Here is a 20,972-nt window from a genome sequence, read left to right as displayed (position 1 = left end):
GGAGTGCGGCACGCGTTGAACGAAATGGTGCCGGAGCAGGTAACGTTTTATGCATGCTTGCCATTGATACAGCCCTGCGCCCCTTCGGAACCCTCATGCCCGCCATGGTCACCCCCTTCACCGCAGACGGGGCAGTGGACTACAAGCAGGCAGCGGCGCTGGCCAACAAGCTGGTCGACGACGGCTGCGACGGCATCCTGGTCACCGGCACCACGGGCGAAACCTCCACCCTGACGGACGAAGAGAACCTCGGCATGTTCCAGGCAGTCCTTGAGGCTGTCGGAGGGCGTGCCCGGGTCATTGCCGGCACCGGCACCAACGACACCCGGCATTCCATCAGCCTGTCACAGCGGGCGGCGGCCTTGGGCGTCCACGGCCTGCTGATCGTCACCCCGTACTACAACAAGCCCAGCCAGGCCGGAATCCAGGCCCACTTCGAGGCCATCGCCGACTCCACTGAACTGCCCGTCATGCTCTACGACATCCCTGGCCGCGCCGGTGTTCCCATCGAAACTGAAACCATCATCAAGCTGGCCGGGCACCCGCGCATCACGGCACTCAAGGACGCCAAGGCCGACTTCACCGCCACCTCCCGCGTGCTGGCCAACACGGACCTTGACGTGTACTCGGGCGACGACGGCCTGACCCTGCCGCTGATGGCCGCCGGCGCCGTCGGGCTGGTGTCCGTCAGCGCCCACGTGGCCCCGCAGCAGTTCCGCGCGCTCATTGACGCCGCTGCCGCCGGGGACTTCGCCACGGCCCGGAAAATCCACTTCGCGCTGGACCCGGTGATCCGCGCCACCATGGGCCACGTGCAGGGCGCGGTGGCCGTGAAGCAAATTCTTAAGTGGCAGGGAATCCTGTCCAACTCGGTGGTCCGGCTTCCCCTCGTGGAACCGGGCGAGGCCGAGATCGCCATGATCAAGGCTGACCTTGCGGAAGCTGGAATGGATTTGTAAACATGACCCAAATGACTGAGCCCGGACTGCGCACCCCGCCGGCCCTGGCCGACGGAACGTTGCGCGTTGTTCCCCTGGGCGGCATTGGTGAGATTGGCCGCAACATGACGGTCTTTGAGATCGGCGGCAAGCTGCTCATTGTGGACTGCGGCGTCCTGTTCCCGGAAGAAGACCAGCCCGGCGTGGACGTGATCCTTCCCGATTTCTCCTACATCAAGGACCGCCTCGAGGACGTGGTCGGCGTGGTCCTCACGCACGGCCACGAGGACCACATTGGCGCCGTTCCGTACCTGCTGCGCCTGCGCGATGACATCCCCCTCATTGGTTCGCAGCTGACGCTGGCCTTCGTCGAGGCCAAACTTGCCGAACACCGCATCAAGCCGTGGACGCTAACGGTGAAGGAGGGCCAGGTGGAGCAGCTGGGCCCGTTCCAGTGCGAATTCGTGGCCGTCAACCACTCCATCCCGGACGCCCTGGCGGTGTTCATCCGCACCGCGGGCGGCACCGTGCTGCACACGGGCGACTTCAAGATGGACCAGCTGCCCCTGGACGGGCGCCGCACGGACCTGCGCCACTTTGCCCGCCTGGGCGAGGAAGGCGTGGACCTGTTCCTGGTGGACTCCACCAACGCCGACGTCCCGGGCTTCACCACCAGCGAGGCTGAAATCGGCCCCACGCTGGAGGCGCTGTTTGGCAAGGCCGACAAGCGCATCATCGTGGCCAGCTTTTCCTCCCACGTGCACCGCGTCCAGCAGGTCCTCAATGCCGCCGTGCTGCATGGCCGCAAGGTGGCGTTTGTGGGCCGTTCCATGGTCCGCAACATGGCCATCGCCGCCAAGCTGGGCTACCTGAACGTTCCCGCCGACGTGCTGGTGGAACTAAAAAACGTGGACAGCCTGCCGGACAACAAGGTGGTCCTCATGTCCACCGGGTCCCAGGGCGAACCCATGGCGGCGCTGTCGCGGATGGCCAACGGCGACCACAAGATTTCCGTGGGCGTCGGCGACACCGTAATCCTGGCCTCGTCGTTGATCCCCGGCAATGAGAACGCCGTCTACCGGATCATCAACGGCCTGCTCAAGCTCGGCGCCGACGTGATCCACAAGGGAACGGCCAAGGTTCACGTGTCAGGCCATGCCGCCGCGGGGGAGTTGCTCTACTGCTACAACATCCTCCAGCCCAAAAACGTGATGCCGGTGCACGGGGAAACCCGGCACCTGATCGCCAATGGCAAGATCGCACAGCAGTCCGGCGTGCCGGCGTCGAACGTGCTGTTGACCAGCGACGGCGCAGTCATTGACCTGGCCGGCGGCACGGCGCGCATCGTGGGCCAGGTTGAGTGCGGCTTTGTCTACGTGGACGGCCACAGCGTCGGTGAAATCACCGACGAGGACCTGAAGGACCGCCGCATCCTGGGCGACGAGGGGTTCATCTCCATCATCACGGTGGTGAACCGATCCACCGGCAAGATTGTCTCCGGACCGGACATCCATGCCCGCGGCGTGGCCGAGGACGACTCCGTCTTTGACGACATCAAGCCCAAGATCGCCGCGGCCCTGGAAGAAGCGGTCACGGCCAGCACCGACCACACCACCCACCAGCTCCAGCAGGTGGTGCGGCGGGTGATCGGCACCTGGGTCAACAGGAAGCTGCGCCGGCGCCCCATGATCATCCCGGTGGTTCTGGAGGCCTGAGCCACCGAACCCCGCGCCAGCGGGCAGTTAACGTGGATGTTGGGCGAAAACATCCACGTTAAGTGCCCGTTCGGCGTTCCGGCGACGGGCCGGAGGCAGGCAAATTCGCCGGAATTCAGGCCGCTGCGGGTACCTTTAGAAGCATGGCGACTCGTTCTTCCCCCGCTCGCGCGTCCGCCGGCAAGCAAGGCGGCGCTTCCGCGCGCCCTGCGAAGACCGCGAAAATGCCGAGCACCCGCAGCAGGCAACCCGCACCCGAACCCGAGCAGCAGCTGATCTGGCCGCTTCGCCTGGTCATTGGCACGTGGCAGGGCCTGGGACACCTCATTGGCGGCGCTGTCCGCCGCATGGGCACCGATGTCAGTGCGCTGCCGGCCGAGGAACGGCGCGACGGCAGCGGGCTGTTTTTCATCCTGCTGGCGGCGTTCATCGCGACCTTTGAATGGTGGGGCCTTGCGGGCGGTTTCGCGGACGCCGTCCACGGCGTCTTTCAGGGCACCTTTGGCTGGTTTGCCGCCATGCTCCCGCCCATGCTCTTGATTTTCTCCATCCTCGTGTTCCGCCAGCCGGCGAACATCCGCAGCAACAACCGCGTGGCCATCGGCTTTTCCGTCATGATCATTTCCGGCTGTGCCCTGGCCCACGTGGCCGGCGGACAGCCGAGCGCGGCCGCGGGCTTTGCCTCCGTCAGCGCCGCCGGCGGCATGGTCGGCATGATCGCCGGCGGCCTGGTCGCGGCAGCCAGCCCCCTACTGGCCATTGCCCTGTATTCCGTCCTGGCGTTCTTCAGCATCCTGGTCCTGACTGCCACGCCGGTGCGCCACATTCCCTCGCGCCTGCGCGGCCTCTACGAGCAACTGGTCGGAGCTGCGCCCCAGCGCGAACTGGATCCCAACGGGCACGACCAGAGCTACCTCTATGACCGAGATACGCTCCCTGCCCCCGCGAAGCGGCAGCGCGGCCTGCGCGGGCGCAAGAAGGCTGCCGCGGACGCCGCCGCCCTTGACTACGACGGCGAGGGCGCCTTCGAGACCGCGCTGGTGAACGCGGACGACGACGCAGCCCACCCGGCGCCGTCGGCCGCGCCTTCCCTGCCGCCAGGGGTCCGCCGCCCCACCCGCGACGAGCTCGCCGCGGACAGGATCAAGGCCAGCCAGGGGCTGCCCACCAGCTCGCCGCAGCCCCACTTTCCGGGTTCCGCCGAGAATGTGGACACCGAGGCCATCACCATTGTGGGGGCGGGATCACCCGCGGTTGCGGCTGCCTACGACCCGGCTACCCGGGCCATCCCCAAACCGCCGGCCAGCCTCCCCACGCCCATCCCCGCCCGCTCGGAACAGCTCCAGCTCTCCGGCGACGTCACCTACACCCTGCCGGAATCGGACTTCCTGCCGTCCGGGCCGCCCGCCAAGGAAGCCACGGAGGCCAATGACTCCGTTGTGGCTGCGCTGACGGACACGCTGAACCAGTTCAACGTCGATGCAGCCGTCACCGGCTTCAGCCGCGGGCCCACCGTCACCCGCTATGAGATCGAGCTGGCACCGGGCACCAAGGTGGAGCGTGTCACGGCACTGAGCAAGAACATCTCCTACGCCGTGGCGTCTTCCGATGTGCGCATCCTCAGCCCCATCCCCGGCAAGAGCGCCATCGGCATTGAAATTCCCAACGCCGACAAGGAAATCGTGGTTTTGGGCGATGTGCTGCGCTCAGCCAACGCCCGGCGCACCGACCACCCCATGGTCATGGGGGTGGGCAAGGACGTGGAGGGCGGCTTTGTGGTCGCCAACCTGGCCAAGATGCCCCACCTGCTGGTGGCCGGTGCCACGGGTGCGGGCAAGTCGTCCTTTGTGAACTCCATGATCGTCTCCATCCTGATGCGTTCCACGCCCGACGAGGTGCGCATGGTCATGGTGGACCCCAAGCGCGTTGAACTGACGGCCTATGAGGGCGTGCCGCACCTGATCACCCCCATCATCACCAACCCGAAGAAGGCAGCCGAGGCACTGCAATGGGTGGTCCGGGAAATGGACCAGCGCTACGACGACCTCGCCAACTACGGCTTCAAGCACATTGATGAATTCAATAAGGCGGTCAAGGCCGGCAAGGTCCACCCGCCCGTGGACTCCAAGCGCGTGATCCGGCCCTACCCCTACCTCTTGGTGATTGTGGACGAGCTCGCGGACCTGATGATGGTTGCCCCCCGCGACGTGGAGGATTCCATCGTCCGCATCACGCAGCTGGCCCGCGCAGCAGGCATCCACCTGGTCCTGGCCACCCAGCGCCCGTCCGTGGACGTGGTGACCGGCCTCATCAAGGCCAACGTGCCCTCGCGCATGGCGTTCGCCACCTCCTCCGTGACCGACTCCCGCGTGGTCCTGGACCAGCCGGGCGCCGAGAAACTCCTGGGCCAAGGTGACGCGCTCTTCCTGCCCATGGGCAAGTCCAAGCCGATCCGCGTGCAGGGCGCCTGGGTCACCGAGGCCGAAATCAAGCGCGTTGTGGAGCACGTCAAGGGCCAGCTGAAGGTCCACTACCGCGACGACGTGGCCGTGGAGGCGCCCAAGAAGCAGATCGAGGACGACATTGGCGACGACCTGGACCTGCTGCTGCAGGCCACCGAACTGGTCGTCACCACGCAGTTCGGCTCCACCTCCATGCTCCAGCGCAAGCTGCGCGTCGGCTTCGCCAAGGCGGGCCGGCTCATGGACCTGCTGGAATCCCGCGGCGTGGTGGGCCCGTCCGAAGGCTCGAAGGCCCGCGACGTCCTCGTCAAGCCGGACGACCTGGCCGCCACCCTGGCCGCGATCCGCAGCGGCGGCTCCGGGGACGGCCACGGGGACGGGCAGCCCGGGGGCGCCGGCGTCGAACCCGGCACAGACCCCCAGCCGCCCGCGGATCCCATGGCAGCCGCCCTCGCCGACAACGCCAACGCGAACCACGGCTGGGGCACCGACCTGGTGGCCGAGGACCTGGCCAACCGCACGGAAGCCGTGGAGTACTACGACGGCGACGACGAAGACGGCGGGGAGGACGCCTGGTCCCTGACCGGGCGCTGACCGGCGTTATCCCGCTGGCGGCCGAATGACGATAGCCTTGAAGCGTGACTGAAGCCGCCGCACCAACTCCGTCCCAGCCGGTTCCCTCCAACTGGAACCTGCCCAACGCCCTGACCATGCTTCGCATCGTCCTGGTGCCGTTCTTCATCTGGTTCTTCCTGGCCGACGGCGGCGCCTACAGCTGGTGGCGCTGGGCGGCAGTGCTCCTCTTTCTCGTGGCGATCTACACTGACAAGCTCGACGGCGACATTGCCCGGTCCCGCGGCCTTATCACCAGCTTTGGAAAGATTGCCGACCCCATCGCGGACAAGCTGCTGATTGGCTCCGCGCTCATCATGCTCTCCGCAGTGGGGGAGCTGTGGTGGTGGGTCACGATTGTGATGCTGGTGCGTGAATTTGGCATCACCCTGCTGCGCTTTGTGGTGATCCGCTACGGTGTCATGGCCGCCTCCAAAGGCGGAAAGCTGAAGACAGTCCTGCAAACCATTGCCATCTTCCTCTACCTCCTGCCAGTGACGCCCGCCGTGCCGTGGCTGTCCGTGGTGGCCCTGGTAATCATGCTGGCCGCCCTGGCCGTCACCGTGGTTACGGGCGTGGACTATGTGGTCAAGGCCGTGCAGCTGCGAAACAGCGGCCGAAGCAGCCGGACCAACGGGGCGGGATAAGGCTGCAATGTCACTGACCCGGGATGAATTGGCGGAGCTGGTTGCGGCCGCAACGGCTGCCGGGCTGACCGTTGCCACGGCGGAATCACTGACCGGCGGCATGCTCGCCGCGACGATCGTTGACATTCCGGGTGCCTCCGGGATGCTCCAGGGGGGCGTCATTGCCTACCAAAACGAGGTCAAGGTCCGTGCCTTGGGAGTTCCGGCCGCGCTGCTGGCCGAAAACGGGGCCGTTGACCCTGGCGTGGCGCAGGCCATGGCGCTCGGGGCATGCAGCGTGACCGGGGCCAGGGTGGGGTTGTCCACAACCGGCGTGGCGGGACCCGAGCCGCACCAAGGCAAGGACGTGGGACACGTGTACATTGGTATTTCGGTGGACGGGCGTGCCAGCGCGCACGAATTCCACTTTGCCGGCGGGCGTGCGGCCATCAGGGCCCAAGCCACTGGCGAAGCACTGTTGCTGCTGCGGGAACTGGTCCGCGGGCATGTCAAGGGCACCGGGGAACAAAAGTTGTAACCAGATAGTTAGTCATAGTGAACGCACTGGGCAGGGTTCCCCTTTAGTATGGGAACACCAAGTGGGCGTAGCCTTTTTGGAACAGCCAAAAAGGTGTACCAACGAACAAGGAGCAAGGCGATACCGATGGTGAAACAACCCGTATCCGTAAACGGCGTGGTGCGCTGGCGGGATGTGGGTTTGGCAGAGGCGACAAAGCATCCGGCAAAGGAGCGCAAAATGGTGGTACTACGCCATGAAATTGGAGACGTTCTGCGGGATGTCCGTCAGCGTCAAGGCCGCACACTCCGTGAAGTCTCACACAATGCACGCGTCTCACTCGGTTACCTGAGTGAAGTGGAGCGAGGTCAGAAGGAAGCTTCCTCCGAGCTGCTTGCCTCGATCTGCTCCGCACTCGACGTGCCGCTCTCACTCATGCTTCGAGAAGTGAGTGATCGTTTGGCCATTGCCGAAGGCGTGGCTGTCCCGGATACTGTTCCCCAGGAATTTGCGGTGCGTTATGGCCGTGACCTGAACCAGGAACTCTCCGACGAACTCAACAAGGGCTTGATCTCCAGCGCCTACTAGGCCTTTCGTTGACCACATCCGCCGGAACTGTTGGCACGGTACCGGCCCAATTTCATCCATGGCTGGCCCTGCATCCAATGCGGGGCCAGCTTTTTGTTGTGCCTGCCGTGCCCGATCCAGCGGATGTGGCTAGCTGCGGGATCCGGGGCTGTTCGGTGAGTCGCCGTCCGTGGCCGCGTCGTCAAGGGTGCCGCCGTCGAGCCCGGCCGCGTTTAGCTTGCCGATCAATGCGGCCAGCGTAGCCAGGTCCCCGGTGTCCCAGTGGGACAGCATCCGGTGGAAGGCCGCCTGCCGGCCCGCGTTGACGGCCTGCATCCTGGCCAGGCCCTCCGGCGTCAGATTGATCAGCTGCGCCCGTCCGTCCAGGGGGTCGTGGACCTTTTGCACCAGCCCCAGCCCTTCCAGGAAGCTGATCTGGCGGCTCACCGACGGCTTGCCAACCCCAATGCTGCGGGCCAGTTCAGTGAGGCGCATTCCGCCCTGGTGCACCAGCACGGAGAGCAGTCCGTAGGCGGACGGCTCCAGGTCCGGGTGCACGCTGCGCGCCAAGGTGAGGCCCATGGCCCGCCCGCGGCGCCATAGCAGGCTCAATTCAATCTCCAGTGATTCAATGGCAGCTGTGGCCAGGGCGGAGTCCGCAGTGGTCGGGGGCGTTCCGGTGTGGCTCATGGCTCCAGTCTATGGCTGATGGGGCAGGCCGCGGCGTGCGACAATGAGGGGGTGCGAGTAAGCGAATTTTGGCGATTGATGGACGACGAATTCACCCCCGGCTATTCCCGTGTTCTGGCCAGGGAGCTGGTCCTGGCCGGCGTGGGCGGCAACACCGCCGAAGAAGCCCTGCGCGCCGGCTTTGACCCGCGCGAGGTGTGGCTTGAAGTGTGTGAGGTCCAGGACGTCCCCGCCTCCCGCCGCCTGGGCCGCGACATCCCCGTAAAGAAGTAACCGCGTCCGCGACACGCCAGCAATGGTATCGAATACCTGTTCTAACAGGGCTAGGATTAAGCATGCGCGGCTTGGGGCTGGATGCCCGCGTGAACGGACACTCTGGAAGGACGTCGAAAGTTTTCCACAATTTTCGGGCTTTGGCGCCACTGGCACAGACAATGTCGGAGCCTTGAACTAGCGTCTTAAGCATGGAGGAAGATCCTTCGGGCGCTTCATCCTGAATCCACAGCACAAACCACAGACCGCAACAGACCACATCAATTCGCAGCACTCGCCGTGCTGTTGGACTGGCCGGCAATACGGCACATAGGAAAGACCGAGGTGAATCATGGCCGCTCCCGCAGACCGTGAAAAGGCGCTGGCCGCAGCATTGGCCCAGATTGACAAACAATTTGGCAAGGGCTCGGTGATGCGCCTGGGTGACGATGTCCGTGCACCCATTGAAGTAATCCCCACCGGCTCCATCGCCCTGGACGTGGCCCTGGGCATTGGCGGCCTGCCACGCGGGCGCGTGGTGGAGATCTATGGACCGGAGTCTTCCGGTAAGACCACACTTGCCCTCCACGCCGTTGCGAGTGCGCAGAAGCTCGGCGGCATAGCCGCATTCATTGATGCCGAACACGCGCTGGACCCTGACTATGCAGGGAAGCTTGGTGTCGACGTCGACGCCCTCCTGGTCTCCCAGCCCGACACGGGCGAGCAGGCGCTGGAGATCATGGACATGTTGATCGGATCGGGCTCCCTGGATGTCATTGTCATTGACTCCGTGGCCGCCTTGGTGCCGCGTGCGGAAATTGAAGGCGACATGGGTGACAGCCATGTCGGTTTGCAGGCCCGCTTGATGAGCCAGGCGCTGCGCAAGATCACAGGGCGGCTGAGCCAGACTAAGACCACCGCCATCTTCATCAACCAGCTGCGTGAAAAGATCGGTGTGTTCTTCGGCAGCCCGGAAACCACCACGGGTGGCAAGGCGCTGAAGTTCTATGCGTCCGTCCGCATCGACGTGCGCCGCATCCAGACCCTGAAGGAAGGCGCCGACGCGGTCGGAAACCGCACCAAGGCCAAAGTCGTGAAAAACAAGATGGCCCCGCCGTTCAAGATTGCCGAGTTCGACATCATCTATGGCGTCGGAATTTCGCGCGAAGGCGGCATCATTGACATGGGTGTGGAACACGGCATCATCAAGAAGTCCGGATCCTGGTACACCTACGACGGCGACCAGCTGGGCCAGGGCATGGAAAACTCCCGCCGCTTCCTCAAGGACAACCCCGAACTCGCCGACGAGCTGGAGCGCCTGATCAAGGCCAAGCTCGGCGTGGGCGTCCTGCCCGAAGGCGAACAGGAGCAGGCGCCCAAGCTCAAGGCCGTCGACGGGTTCTAAGCCGCCGCCATGACTGCGAAGAGACCTGCTCCGGAACTGGACCCCGACGCCAATCCGGCGTCGGTGGCCCGGGCCATCATTCTCCGGCAACTGACCAATTCGCCCAAGAGCCGGCACCAGCTGGCCCAAAAGCTGGCCGAACGCAACGTCCCCGATGATGTGGCGGAGGCCGTTCTGGATCGCTTCGAGGACGTCAAGCTCATTGACGACGCCGAGTTTGCCCAGCTCTGGGTGCGCAGCCGGGCACAGAATCGATCCCTGGCCCGGGGGGCGCTCAAGCGTGAACTTGCAGAGAAGGGCATAGCCCCTGATTTGGCCGAAGCGGCGCTGGCCCAGGTCACCGATGAGGACGAGGCAGCAGGCGCCGAATCCCTGGTGCGGCGGAAGCTGCGGGGGTCAATCAACTTCAGCGACCGTGCCGAACGCGACAAATACACGAGGCGGTGGGTGGCGATGCTGGCCCGCAAGGGGTACAACCCGTCGGCGGCATTTGCCGTCGTGGCGCGGGTCATTGAGGAAACTCTTGAGGGCGAAACCCCGCACTATGGGCCTCCGGGCGATTATGCTAACGACATATGAGTAGCTTTTCCCGCCGATTCCTGCGCACCCTGGCCGCCACAACCGTCGCCGGGGTGCTCGCTCTGTCCGGCGTTGCAGCAAACCCCGTGGTGGCTGACGACGGCCCGCCCACCGGCTTTCCCACATGGGCCGATGTGCAGGCGGCCAAGGGCAACGTTGCTGCAACGCAGGCCGAGGCCACCAAGATTTCGGGACTGCTGGACAACTTGCAAACCCAGGCCGGCGTCCTGGGCCTGGCAGCGGTCAAGGCCGGGGCCGACGCCGCCGTGGCCAGGCAAAACCTGGACAGGGTGACCCAGCAGGTCCAGGTGCTCGACGCGGAATCGCAGAAAGCGGCCGCAACGGGTGCCAAGTACCGCCAGGAGGCGGTTGCCGTGGCCGTCCAGAGCTACAAGACCGGCGGCACCTCGCTCGGCCTGATTGCCACCCTTTCGTCATTAAGCTCGCAAGGCTCCTTGGAAGGGCTAGACACGCTGCACCGGGTCGGCGAAGAGGCTGCCGCCAAACAGACGCTTGCCCAGAATTCCGCCCAAGTGGCCACCTCTCTCTCCGACAGCAAGAAGGCCGCGGAGGCTGAACGTGCCAGGCTGGCAGGGCTGGCCAAGACCGCCCTGGATGCGGCCGTTGCCGCCCAGGCAGCGGTGGAAGCGCAGGTGGCGTCCACAAAGACGCAAAGCCAAACACTTGTGGCACAGCTGGCGTCCCTGAAAAACACCACGGCCGCAGTTGAACAAAAGTACCGGGCGGGCCAGGAGGCCCTAGCGGCCTACAACGCGGCCCAGGAGGCCAAGCGCAAGGCCGCAGCCGAACAGGCTGCCAGGGAACAGGCCGCCCGGGACCAGGCCGCAGCCAACCAGGCTGCGGCGAACCAAGCTGCAGCGAACCAGGCCGCGGCCAACCAGCCGGCCCCCGATCCAGGCAACGGCTGGATTCCCCCGGAAGTCCTGCTGCCCAACATTCCCGGCGGCGCTGTCAATGATCCCGGCGGGGCGCAGGCTTACGCCTCCTCGCAATTGGCATCCTTTGGCTGGGGCCAGGGACAGTTCCAGTACCTGCTGCTGCTCTGGAACCAGGAATCAAGCTGGTTGACCAACGCCACGAATCCCTCCAGCGGCGCCTACGGCATTGCCCAGTCGCTGCCGCCGGACAAGTACTCCTCCGCCGGAAGCGACTGGCTGACCAACTACCGGACCCAGATCAACTGGGGCCTGGGCTACATACGCGCCACCTACGGTTCTCCGCAGGGGGCCTGGGCCCACGAAGTCGCGTTCAACTGGTACTGAGCCGCGGTTTAGCGTCAATCCGCCGCAGGTCTTAAGCTTGGTGGGTGAGCCTGACCCTAAACGGCGTTGACCCTTCCGCCATTGCAACCCCCGCGCGCCCCCGCACCTACCAGGTGCGCACGTACGGCTGCCAAATGAACGTCCACGATTCCGAGCGCATGGCCGGCCTGCTCGAAGCTGCCGGGATGGTTGCCTTCGACGACGGCGGCGCCACGGCAGAGCTGGACACGCACGGCCAGCCTGTCGGCCCCTGCGCCGACGTGGTCGTCTTCAACACCTGCGCCGTGCGTGAAAACGCCGACAACAAGCTCTACGGCAACCTCGGCATGCTTGCGCACGTCAAGGAGTCCAACCCCGGCATGCAGATCGCCGTGGGCGGCTGCCTGGCCCAGAAGGACCGCGACACGATCCAAAAGCGCGCCCCGTGGGTCGACGTCGTCTTTGGCACGCACAACGTCGGTGCCCTGCCCGTCCTGCTGGAACGCGCCCGCCACAACGCCGACGCCCAAATGGAAATCCTCGAATCCCTCGACGTCTTCCCCTCCACGCTGCCCACCAAGCGCGATTCGGTCTACTCGGGGTGGGTCTCCATCTCCGTGGGCTGCAACAACACCTGCACGTTCTGCATCGTGCCCTCCCTGCGCGGCAAGGAACGCGACCGCCGCCCCGGCGAGATCCTCGCCGAAATACAGGCACTGGTCGACGACGGCGCCATCGAGGTCACGCTGCTGGGCCAGAACGTCAATTCCTACGGCGTGGAGTTCGGCGACCGGCTGGCCTTTGGCAAATTGCTGCGTGCCTGCGGCGAGATCCAGGGCCTGGAACGCGTGCGCTTCACCAGCCCGCACCCTGCCGCCTTCACCGATGACGTCATCGCCGCCATGGCCGAAACCCCCAACGTCATGCCGCAACTGCACATGCCGCTGCAGTCCGGCTCCGACAAGGTCCTCAAGGACATGCGCCGCTCCTACCGCTCCGCCAAGTTCCTCGGCATCCTGGACAAGGTCCGCGAGCAGATGCCGCACGCCGCCATCTCCACCGACATCATCGTCGGCTTCCCCGGGGAAACCGAGGAGGACTTCCAGGCCACGCTCGACGTCGTCGAAAAGTCCCGCTTTGCCACCGCCTTCACCTTCCAGTACTCAAAGCGGCCCGGAACGCCCGCGGCGGACCTGCCGGACCAGCTGCCCAAGGATGTGGTCCAGGAACGCTTCCTGCGCCTGACCGCATTGCAGGACCGCATCGCTGCGGAAGAAAATGCCAAGCAGGTGGGACGCCGCTTGGAGGTCATGGTCACGGCCCAGTCCGGCCGCAAGGCAGCGCAGACCCACCGCCTCTCCGGCCGGTCCCAGGACCAGCGGCTGGTGCATTTCAGCGTCCCCGATGGCGCTGAAACCCCGCGACCCGGCGACCTGGTCACCGTGACGATTACCGAAGCTGCCGCATTCCACCTGGTGGCCGACCCGTCAGTGGCCGACTACGCCCTGCGCCGTTCCCGTGCGGGCGACGCCTGGGACCGGGCCCAGGCCGAATCCTGCGGGGTGCCGGCAGCCGGCGCAGCAGCCGGCGGGAAAAAGGCCGTGTCCCTGGGCATGCCCACGCTGCCCGTCCGCACCGCGTGAGCACAGCCGGCCACGCCGCCGTCCGCCGGTTCCCGGGCGGCACGGAGCGGGCAGCGCTGCCGGTTGTCGCCGTCGTCGGGCCCACGGGGTCCGGCAAGTCCGAGCTGGCGCTGGAACTGGCCGAACGTTTCAACGGCGAGGCCGTCAACGCCGACTCCATGCAGTTTTACCGGGGGATGGACATCGGCACCGCCAAGCTGCCACTGGAACAGCGGCGCGGCATTCCACACCATCTCATGGACTTCTTGACCGTCCGTGAGGACACCACGGTGGCCGCCTTCCAGTCGATGGCGCGCGCCGCCATTGCCGGCATCCAGTCCCGCGGCAGGCTCCCCATCCTGGTGGGCGGCTCCGGGCTTTATGTCCGGGCGGCACTAGACGTCCTCGAGTTTCCCGGCACCGACGCCGCCATCCGCGCCCGCCTCGAAGCCGAGCTCGACGCCGGCGGGCTGGCCCCGCTGGCTGCCCGGCTGGCACTGGTGGACCCCGTGTCCGCGGCCCGCGTCGGCGACGGCAAACGTGTGGTCAGGGCCTTGGAGGTCCACGAGCTGACAGGGCGCCCCTTTAGTTCCTTCATGCCCGAGCGCAGCTACGTCCAGCCGACGGTCCAGATCGGCCTCAACGGCGACCGCGCCCAGCTTCACGCCCGTCTGGAGGCCCGCGTCCACGGCATGGTGGAGGCAGGGCTGCAGGCTGAAGTGGCAGCGCTACTCCCGCAGGGCCTGCGCGAGGGGCGCACGGCACGAAAGGCGCTGGGCTACCAGCAGTTTCTGCGTGTCATTGACGGGGAATCCACAGTGCCGGCCGCTGCGGCGGAAACCATCACGGCCACCCGGCAGTTCGCCCGCCGCCAAATCACGTGGTTCCGGGCCGACCCCAGGGTCCACTGGCTGGACTGGGCGCAGCCCGACCTTGGGAGTGCCGCTGCGGCCTTGGTCCGCCGTGCCCAAGGCGGGGCTCAAGCGTAAGCCGCAGTCCGGCGTCGGCCGTGGCGTGCCTTAGTCTTAATTCATGACTTTTGACCTCGCACCCCTGTCCGGCCTGCGATTTTCCAAGGGACACGGCACGGGCAATGATTTTGTGCTGGTGGCCGATCCGGACGGGGACCACGACATCGCCCCCGCAGCCGTGGCGCTGCTGTGCGACCGGCACCGCGGCATTGGCGGCGACGGGCTGATCCGCGCCGTCCGCTCCCGCCAATTGCCCGAGGGCGCGGCGCTGCTGGAGACCAACTCCGAAGCTGAGTGGTTCATGGACTACCGCAACGGCGACGGTTCACTGTCTGAGATGTGCGGCAACGGCGTGCGTGTTTTCGTGCATTTCCTCATCGAGCAGGGCCTGGTGGTGCTGGAACCCGGTGGGGAACTGACCATTGGCACCCGTGGCGGCGTCAAGGTGGTGGCCCGAACCGCTGACGGCTATCGCGTTGACATGGGCCCGTGGGAGTTCATCTTCCCGTCCCAGGCGAAGGACCGGGGCATGGACTCGCTGGTGAAGGCCGCCGGACTGGACGTGGACCGGCCCGCCCTGTCCGTGAGCATGGGCAACCCGCACTCCGTGGTGGCACTGGCGGATGAAGCAGAGCTGGCAGGCACCAACCTTACGGCGGCCCCTGTCGTGTCCCCCCAGCCGCCGCATGGGACGAATGTGGAATTTGCCGTTCCGGCGGAGCCCCTCGTGACGGACGGCGTCGGGCATATCAGCATGCGGGTGCACGAACGCGGCGTGGGGGAGACGCTTTCCTGCGGAACCGGCGCCTGCGCGGCGGCCGTGGCCACCCGCTTTTGGGCCGGGGACGACGCCCCGGACACCTGGCAGGTCAAGGTGCCCGGCGGCGTCGTCGGCGTGCGCTTCTTTCCCGGCACGGACGGGCTGGAACACGTGGAACTAAGCGGCCCCGCCGTGATTGTGGCCACGGGGGTCCTGGACTGATGCCGGCCTGATGCCTGTCAGGTGCCTGTTAGTCGGCGGTGCGGGTCACCCGCAGCACGCGGAAGGTCTTGGCCGTGGTCTCCCGGGACACTGTGAAGCCCGCCGCGGGGAAGCGCTGCAGCAGTTCGGCGGCAAGCCAACGTTGCAGCGAGTCGGCACCCAGGTTTTTTTGCACCACCAGGTAGGCGTTTCCGTCCTTGGCCAGGCGCGGGAGCCAGGTCAGCAAAATGTTGTGCAGTTCCTCCTTGCCCACCCGGATTGGCGGATTGGACCAGATGGTGGCGAAGCGCAGGGCGGGGTCGACGGCGTCGGGCGTGGAAGCATGCACATTGGCCAGGCCCAGGGCCTTCGCATTGTCATTCGTCAAGTCAATGGACCGGACGTTCACGTCTACGGCATAGACGGCGGCCCCTGGCGAGCGCAGGGCCAGCGTGAGGGCCACCGGGCCCCAGCCGCAGCCAATGTCGAGCAGGTTTCCCGCTGCGGCGGGCGGGGGAGCCTCCGAAAGCAGCACGGCCGTGCCCTTGTCCACCCCGTCCGGATTGAAAATGCCGCCAGCCGTTTGAAGCTGCCGCTCGGCCCCGGCCAGGACCACCGTGAGCGGCCGGCGCTTCAGCGGAGTTGACGGCTGTGAACTGAAGTAGTGATCTGCGCCCTGAGTACCCATAGTTCTGCCAGATTAGTGCGAAAACGGGGCCACCGGTATCTAGGCACGCCTAATGAGGTTGACCGGGCCTGTGTGTTTATCCACAGACATGGGCGGCCAAAGGTGTGTGCGTCGGTGCCCGGGACTACGATTGAAGACAACCCCATAAGGAGAACATGACCAACGCATCTGCACCCCTCGGTTCCGCCGACCGGAACGTGCCCCCGAGCGAATCGGGTGCCCACGGTTCCGGTTCAGCGGCGGACGGTTCGGGCACCGCCACCTCCAGCACGGCGGACAAGGCAGCCGGAACCGGCTCCGGACAGGACCTTTCCGTGGCCGAGATCGAGGCCGTCATCGACCGCATCCTGGCCAAGGACGCAGCTGTCGGCCGTGCCGTCCGCGAGGAGGCACGGTTGGACGCCGAGGACCCCCAATCCGCGGCCAGCAGCCACCCCGCACTGGGGCGGGCCCAGGCGGTCTCGGACTTGGCCTTTGAACACAGCAGGTTCGACGGCGACCAGTCCGAACTTGAGGAACGCAACGCCCTGCGCCGCAAGGCCGGGCTGTCCACCGAGCTGGAGGACGTCACCGAGGTTGAATACCGCCAGCTGCGCCTGGAACGCGTGGTCCTGGCAGGGCTGTGGTCCAACGGCACCATGGCTGATGCGGAAAATTCGCTGCGTGAATTGGCGGCGCTGGCGGAGACCGCCGGCTCGGAGGTGCTGGACGGGCTGGTGCAGCGCCGTGCCAAGCCGGACCCTGCCACCTACCTGGGCCAGGGCAAGGCCCAGGAACTGAAGGACATCGTGCACGCCACGGGTGCTGACACCGTGATCATTGACGGTGACCTGGCCCCCTCCCAGCGCCGCACCCTTGAGGAGGTGGTCAAGGTCAAGGTCATCGACCGGACCGCCCTGATCCTGGATATTTTTGCCCAGCATGCGCAGTCACGCGAAGGCCGCGCCCAGGTGGAATTGGCGCAGATGGAGTACCTGCTGCCGCGCCTGCGTGGCTGGGGCGAATCCATGTCCCGCCAGGCCGGCGGGCGGGTCGGCACAGCCGGTGGCGGCATCGGCTCCCGCGGCCCCGGTGAAACCAAGATGGAACTTGACCGCCGGAAGATTCGCACCCGCATGGCCAAGCTGCGCCGTGAGATTGCGGCCATGAAGCCTGCCCGCGAAACGAAGCGGGCCAACCGCAAGCGCAATGCGGTTCCCTCCGTGGCCATCGCCGGCTACACCAACGCCGGAAAGTCCTCACTGCTCAACCGGCTCACCGACGCCGGCGTCCTGGTGGAAAACGCCTTGTTTGCCACGCTGGACCCCACCGTCAGGAAGACCGAGACCTCGGACGGGCTGGGCTACACCCTGGTTGACACTGTCGGATTCGTCCGCTCCCTGCCCACCCAGCTGGTGGAGGCCTTCCGTTCAACCCTGGAGGAAGTGGCGGACGCTGACCTCATCCTGCACATTGTCGATGCTTCCCACCCGGACCCTGAGGGGCAGATCGCGGCCGTGCGCAGCGTATTCGCGGAAGTCGGTGCCCTGAAAATTCCGGAAATCATCATTCTGAACAAAGCCGACATTGCCGACCCCTTTGTGGTGGAAAGGCTCCGCCAGCACGAACCCCGCACCGTGGTGGTCTCCGCCCGGACCGGGCAGGGCATTGATGAACTGTTGGAAGCCATCAGTGAATCCATCCCGCGGCCCAGCGTTGACCTGACCCTGTTGATCCCGTATGACAGGGGGGATGTTTTGAACAGGCTGCACCGCAGTGATGCCGAAATCATCAGCCTGGAGCACGGTGAACACGGCACCATGGCACATGTGCACGTTCGTGAAGACTTGGCCTCCGAGGTTGAGCCCTTTGTCCAGCATGGGTGATACGGCAACCGCCACCGGCGCAACCGGCCCGAACAGTTCCGCCGGCGAGAAGGCACGGGCTGCACAGGCGCTGGAGCTGCTGGACTGCGCCGTGACCGCCATGGGCGGGCAGCTCCGCGAAGGCCAGCATGAGATGGTCCGCCGCGTGGTTGACTCCATCGAAACAGGCAACCACCTGCTGGTCCAGGCCGGCACGGGCACAGGAAAGTCACTGGCGTACCTCATTCCCTTGATCGTGCACGCCCTCGACAGCGGAAAGCCGTCCGTCGTGGCCACCGCCACCCTGGCGCTGCAGGCCCAGATTGTGGGACGGGACGTGCCCAGGCTGCTGGCCGCCCTCGAACCGCTGCTGCCCCGGCCCATCGACGTGGCGCTCGTGAAGGGCCGCAGCAACTATGTTTGCCGGCACAAACTCGGGGGAGGCTTCCCCTCAGAGGATTCCTCCGAGGGCGCTTTGTTCAGCCTGGGGGAGGACTCGAGCGTGGCGCACTTGCCCGGCGCCACCACGGGACCCACCTCGCCGCTGGGGCGTGAGGTGGTGCGCCTGCGCGAGTGGGCAGAGGAAACCGAAACAGGCGACCGCGACGAACTGCTCCCCGGTGTCACGGACAAGGCCTGGCGCCAGGTGTCAGTGACGTCCATGGAATGTCTGGGCGCCCAAAAGTGCCCGCTGGCCGAGACCTGCTTCTCCGAATTGGCCCGGGCCAAGGGTGCCGAGGCCGACATCGTGGTGACCAACCACGCCATGCTTGCCATCAGCGCCTTTGAAGGCATTGCTGTGCTGCCGGACTACGACGTGGTGGTGGTGGACGAGGCCCATGAGCTGCAGGACCGGGTCACCGGCGCCGTCACCGGCCAGCTCTCCGTGCAGATGGTCCAGGCGGCGGCGTCCAGCACTCGCAAGCACACCGGAATCTCGGTGGATGCCCTGCATGCCGCCGCCGCCGCACTGGACCTGGCGTTCGCGGGAACGCCGACAGGACTGCTGCCCAATGGACTCAGTGAGTCCCACACGTCCGCCGTCGAACAGTTGCGGGACGCAGCCCGGGCGGCACTGTCCGATTCGAAGCCGGAAGGCAGTGCCGCAGCTGATGGCGGCCGCTCCATTGCCCGGGCCCGGCTGAACCTCATCTTTGACCTGTGCGAAAGGCTGCTGGCCGCCGGCGATTCCCGGGAGGTGGTGTGGGCCTCGCGCCCAGGCACGTTCAAGCCGGGGCAGGGCTATCAAAAGGCCGACGACGGCGAACCGCCTGTCGTCAACATCGCGCCCCTCAGCGTGGCCGGCAAGCTGCGCGAGGGACTCTTCGCGGACCACACCGTCATCCTGACGTCCGCCACGCTGGCCATTGGCGAGTCCTTCCAGGCAACGGCCGGGGGACTGGGGCTGCTGGGCGCCGGTGCACCCGACTGGACCGGGGCGGACGTCGGGTCACCTTTCGACTATCCCAAGCAGGGGATGCTGTACGTGGCGGCGCACCTGGCCAAGCCAGGCTTTGGCAACTCGCCCGAGCAGCTCGCCGAACTGGAGGCACTCATCACGGCCGCGGGCGGCGGCACCCTTGCCTTGTTCTCCTCGCGGCGGGCCGCGGAAGACGCCGCGGAGAAGCTCCGGAAGAAGCTCAAGGTGAAAATCCTCTGCCAGGGGGACTCCTCCATGGCGGGGCTCATCAAGCAGTTTGCCGACGAACCGGACACATGCCTGTTTGGCACCATGTCCCTCTGGCAGGGTGTGGACGTCCAGGGCGCCTCCTGCCGGCTCGTGGTCATTGACAGGATTCCGTTCCCGCGCCCGGACGATCCCCTCGTCACGGCCAGGGCCCGCGCCGTGGCCCAAAGCGGCGGCGATGGGTTCATTGCCATCTCCGCGACCCATGCGGCCATCAGGCTCGCGCAAGGGGTGGGGCGGCTGATCCGCTCCAGCAGCGACCGCGGTGTTGTCGCAGTCCTTGACTCCCGCCTCGCAAATGCCAGCTACGGCGGGTTCCTGCGCGCCGCGCTCCCGCCGTTCTGGTCCACCAAGGACCGTACGGTGGCCCTCTCAGCACTCCAGAGACTGTCCGGCAAGTAGGGCCGGCCCGGTGGGCGGGCCGGCTGCCCAGCCGGCTGCATCGCCAGCTGGGCAGCCTGCCCGCAGACCCCTCCCCGTCCTGCTGCGGGCCTGCCTACAGGCTGCGCAGGACTGAAACCACTTTGCCCATGATCGTGGCAGTGTCGCCGAGGATTGGCTCGTAGCGGGTGTTCTGCGGCAGCAGCCACGTGTGGCCGTCGCGCTGGCGGAAAGTCTTGACTGTGGCCTCGTCCTCAAGGAGGGCGGCCACGATTTCTCCATTGTTGGCCGTGTTTTGGCGCCGCACAACAACCCAATCGCCGTCGCAGATGGCCGCGTCGACCATGGAGTCGCCGGCAACCTTGAGCATGAAGAGTTCCCCGCTGCCCACAATCTGGCGCGGCAGCGGCATGATGTCATCCACGACCTGGTCGGCGAGGATGGGCCCGCCGGCTGCAATGCGGCCGACAAGCGGCACAAATGCCGTGTCGGAGGAGCTGCTGAGCTCGGCGAAGTTCAGGCCGTTGGAGCTGCGGATGCGGTTGGGGGCCTCAACTCCCTCGATTTCCACCATGCCGTCGTCCAGGACCAGGGGGATCAGCACTTCCATGGCGCGAGGGCGCTTGGGGTCCCGGCGGAGGTAGCCGTGCCGTTCCAGCTGGGTCAACTGGTGCGTGACGCTGGACAGGCTGGCCAGGCCGACGTCGTCGCCAATCTCGCGCATGGACGGCGGGTAGCCCTTGTCGGCAATGGAGCGCTGGATGCATTCCAGGATCTTTTTCTGCCGCACGGTCAGGCCCTTCATGCCCGCCCTGCTGGGGGCCTGCGGGATGCGGTGCGGAGGTTCCGGTAGCGCCATGGTCCTTCGGTCCTTTCGTGGCCTGCAGCCATCTGCCTGCATCCACTCTGTCTGCCTGTAGGGGCCCGCCTGTGCGGGTGGCCCATAAATGTCAGTGCCTGCTGGTGGACTGCCATTAGCAGCTAGTCCTTGACTTCAAGATTAAGCCAGAATCGGGCGAATTTCAAACATTTGTTCTATCGAGTCTTGGCAACAGTCGTCAATAGATGCTAAAACTGTAGTACATCGGTTAGAACATACGTTCTAGCAATGAAAATGTGTATGGAAGTTGGCTCCTGCGGAACCGCTGCGGCACCTGCCCTGGGCAGGAAACGCACAGGATGAACCTCCATGG

General features: G+C 66.0%; 18 protein-coding genes. 15 read left to right on the top strand and 3 right to left on the bottom strand.

Going from position 1 to position 20,972, the window contains the following annotated elements:
* Positions 1–53: 53 nt before the first annotated feature.
* The 6 genes from dapA (at position 54) to G6N77_RS00280 (ending at position 7,458) form a co-directional block, all read left to right on the top strand.
* On the top strand, positions 54–959 hold the full coding sequence (gene dapA / locus G6N77_RS00305; protein ID WP_165180008.1) for a 4-hydroxy-tetrahydrodipicolinate synthase: 906 nt from the start codon (positions 54–56) through the stop codon (positions 957–959).
* Between the two features lie 2 nt (positions 960–961).
* Positions 962–2,653 (top strand): ribonuclease J, encoded by a 1,692-nt coding sequence (locus tag G6N77_RS00300; RefSeq protein WP_165180007.1) that lies wholly within the window; start codon positions 962–964, stop codon positions 2,651–2,653.
* A gap of 143 nt (positions 2,654–2,796) precedes the next feature.
* Positions 2,797–5,709, top strand: a complete 2,913-nt coding sequence (locus tag G6N77_RS00295) for an FtsK/SpoIIIE family DNA translocase (RefSeq protein WP_165180006.1) — start codon at positions 2,797–2,799, stop codon at positions 5,707–5,709.
* Positions 5,710–5,753: 44 nt separating this feature from the next.
* The gene (pgsA, locus tag G6N77_RS00290; protein WP_262453171.1) at positions 5,754–6,374 is read left to right on the top strand and encodes a CDP-diacylglycerol--glycerol-3-phosphate 3-phosphatidyltransferase; all 621 of its coding nucleotides are present in this window, start codon (positions 5,754–5,756) and stop codon (positions 6,372–6,374) included.
* Between the two features lie 7 nt (positions 6,375–6,381).
* Entirely contained in the window at positions 6,382–6,891 is a 510-nt protein-coding gene (locus G6N77_RS00285) for a CinA family protein (RefSeq protein WP_165180005.1), read from the top strand.
* Positions 6,892–7,017: 126 nt separating this feature from the next.
* Positions 7,018–7,458 carry a helix-turn-helix domain-containing protein gene (locus tag G6N77_RS00280; RefSeq protein ID WP_165180004.1) on the top strand — a complete coding sequence of 147 codons (441 nt, stop codon included), beginning with the start codon at positions 7,018–7,020 and terminating at the stop codon, positions 7,456–7,458.
* A gap of 129 nt (positions 7,459–7,587) precedes the next feature.
* Here the strand turns inward: G6N77_RS00280 and G6N77_RS00275 are convergent, their stop codons facing one another.
* Complete coding sequence (locus G6N77_RS00275; protein ID WP_165180003.1) at positions 7,588–8,127, bottom strand: MarR family winged helix-turn-helix transcriptional regulator; 540 nt, start codon at positions 8,125–8,127, stop codon at positions 7,588–7,590.
* A gap of 51 nt (positions 8,128–8,178) precedes the next feature.
* Between G6N77_RS00275 and G6N77_RS00270 the strand changes: the two genes are divergently transcribed.
* The 7 genes from G6N77_RS00270 (at position 8,179) to dapF (ending at position 15,200) form a co-directional block, all read left to right on the top strand.
* Positions 8,179–8,400: a DUF3046 domain-containing protein gene (locus G6N77_RS00270; protein WP_165180002.1), complete on the top strand. Its 222-nt coding sequence runs from the start codon at positions 8,179–8,181 to the stop codon at positions 8,398–8,400.
* 331 nt (positions 8,401–8,731) lie between these two features.
* On the top strand, positions 8,732–9,784 hold the full coding sequence (recA, locus tag G6N77_RS00265) for a recombinase RecA (protein ID WP_165180001.1): 1,053 nt from the start codon (positions 8,732–8,734) through the stop codon (positions 9,782–9,784).
* Between the two features lie 9 nt (positions 9,785–9,793).
* Entirely contained in the window at positions 9,794–10,363 is a 570-nt protein-coding gene (locus G6N77_RS00260) for a regulatory protein RecX (RefSeq protein ID WP_165180000.1), read from the top strand.
* Positions 10,360–11,646, top strand: a complete 1,287-nt coding sequence (locus G6N77_RS00255) for an aggregation-promoting factor C-terminal-like domain-containing protein (protein ID WP_165179999.1) — start codon at positions 10,360–10,362, stop codon at positions 11,644–11,646. Before G6N77_RS00260 ends, G6N77_RS00255 begins: the two co-directional genes overlap by 4 nt.
* A gap of 44 nt (positions 11,647–11,690) precedes the next feature.
* The gene (gene miaB / locus G6N77_RS00250; RefSeq protein ID WP_165179998.1) at positions 11,691–13,268 is read left to right on the top strand and encodes a tRNA (N6-isopentenyl adenosine(37)-C2)-methylthiotransferase MiaB; all 1,578 of its coding nucleotides are present in this window, start codon (positions 11,691–11,693) and stop codon (positions 13,266–13,268) included.
* Positions 13,265–14,236 (top strand): tRNA (adenosine(37)-N6)-dimethylallyltransferase MiaA, encoded by a 972-nt coding sequence (gene miaA / locus G6N77_RS00245; RefSeq protein ID WP_370875246.1) that lies wholly within the window; start codon positions 13,265–13,267, stop codon positions 14,234–14,236. The genes miaB and miaA overlap by 4 nt, the downstream gene beginning before the upstream one ends.
* Positions 14,237–14,279: 43 nt before the next feature.
* Complete coding sequence (gene dapF, locus G6N77_RS00240) at positions 14,280–15,200, top strand: diaminopimelate epimerase (RefSeq protein ID WP_165179997.1); 921 nt, start codon at positions 14,280–14,282, stop codon at positions 15,198–15,200.
* 28 nt (positions 15,201–15,228) lie between these two features.
* Here the strand turns inward: dapF and G6N77_RS00235 are convergent, their stop codons facing one another.
* Entirely contained in the window at positions 15,229–15,867 is a 639-nt protein-coding gene (locus G6N77_RS00235; protein WP_165179996.1) for a class I SAM-dependent methyltransferase, read from the bottom strand.
* Positions 15,868–16,022: 155 nt separating this feature from the next.
* Here G6N77_RS00235 and hflX point away from each other — a divergent pair, with 155 nt between their 5' ends.
* Together hflX and G6N77_RS00225 are read left to right on the top strand one after the other, a co-directional pair.
* On the top strand, positions 16,023–17,732 hold the full coding sequence (hflX, locus tag G6N77_RS00230; RefSeq protein WP_165179995.1) for a GTPase HflX: 1,710 nt from the start codon (positions 16,023–16,025) through the stop codon (positions 17,730–17,732).
* Positions 17,725–19,800, top strand: a complete 2,076-nt coding sequence (locus G6N77_RS00225) for an ATP-dependent DNA helicase (protein WP_165179994.1) — start codon at positions 17,725–17,727, stop codon at positions 19,798–19,800. The genes hflX and G6N77_RS00225 overlap by 8 nt, the downstream gene beginning before the upstream one ends.
* Positions 19,801–19,894: 94 nt before the next feature.
* Here the strand turns inward: G6N77_RS00225 and lexA are convergent, their stop codons facing one another.
* Positions 19,895–20,638: a transcriptional repressor LexA gene (gene lexA, locus G6N77_RS00220; RefSeq protein WP_370875247.1), complete on the bottom strand. Its 744-nt coding sequence runs from the start codon at positions 20,636–20,638 to the stop codon at positions 19,895–19,897.
* Between the last annotated feature and the right edge of the window lie 334 nt (positions 20,639–20,972).

Source organism: Arthrobacter silviterrae, assembly GCF_011045165.1.
Lineage (GTDB): Bacteria > Actinomycetota > Actinomycetes > Actinomycetales > Micrococcaceae > Specibacter > Specibacter silviterrae.
Note: the sequence above shows the minus strand (reverse complement) of the source record. Positions and strands in the feature narration are given on the sequence as shown.